The organism is Dokdonella soli, from assembly GCF_039523175.1.
GTDB classification, from domain to species: Bacteria; Pseudomonadota; Gammaproteobacteria; order Xanthomonadales; family Rhodanobacteraceae; genus Dokdonella_A; species Dokdonella_A soli.
On sequence record NZ_BAAAEU010000050.1, the window covers coordinates 1 to 911 of the forward strand.

Consider the following 911-nt stretch of genomic DNA (forward strand, 5'->3'; position numbering starts at 1 on the left):
CATGTCCACCGTGAACGACGAGACGAAAGCTGACCGCCTGACCTTGCGCCTGCCGAGCCACGACCTCGAGCGGCTGCGCGAGCTGGCCCGACGACGACAAATGGATGTGGCGGCGCTGGGTCGCGAAGCGATCCGTGCCCTCCTCGACGGTGCCGACCCTCAGGTGGGGCACGACCGCCTGACGACCACGTTGCGCGAAGCGATCCGCGAACAGGCCGATCGTGTGATCGCGCGCCATGAGCAAACCACTCGCGCCCTGATCGCGGCGCTCAATCAGCACAAGGAGGGTTCACCATGAACGTGCCAGATACCCCGTTCGGTCGGGCGATGGAAAAGGTCCAGTACTGGTTCGACTACGGCAGTGCGTGGATGGAGTGGTACATCCGGGTGCTCAAGTATTGCCTGCTGACCGGCGATGGTTGGTCTCGCATCCGGGACTGGCCGTGGCCGGTCTGGCTGACGGTGTTCGCGGCGGCGTGGCTGATCGCCTTCATCATCAGCCGCCGGATCAATCCGTCGCCGCGCTACCGCGGTAAATACATCCGCGGCACGCGGCTGGTGGCGACACGTGGGTACTGGTGGAAGGTGGGAGTCTGGTCGAGCAAGGCGCTGGTGGTTGGCCAGGTGCGTTGGCCGAAAAAACTGGAGCCGCTGCACTTGCTGGTGACGGGTGCGCCAGGCACGGGCAAGTCGCAAGCGATCCACGGTGTGCTCGATCCGCTGCGTCGCCGCGGCGACTTGGCGATCGCGACCGACGTCGGCGGTGAGGCGATGAGCCGGTTCGCCGAGCAGGAGGACCGAATGCTGAATCCGCTGGATGCACGCTCGGTGTCGTGGTCGCCGTTCGCGGAGATGGTGAGCGCGGCCGATGCGGATCGGCTGGCCAAGAGCATGATCCCCGATCAGGAGCA

2 protein-coding genes are annotated in these 911 nt (G+C 65.8%); both read left to right on the forward strand.

Translation table 11 applies throughout. From position 1 onward, the window contains the following. Window positions 1–298, forward strand: a 298-nt coding sequence (locus ABD002_RS19580) for a ribbon-helix-helix protein, CopG family (RefSeq protein WP_343794306.1), incomplete at its 5' end; no start/stop codon positions are given. Then, window positions 295–911: type IV secretion system DNA-binding domain-containing protein (locus tag ABD002_RS19585; RefSeq protein ID WP_343794307.1), on the forward strand; the 617-nt coding region annotated here is incomplete at its 3' end. The genes ABD002_RS19580 and ABD002_RS19585, both read left to right, overlap by 4 nt.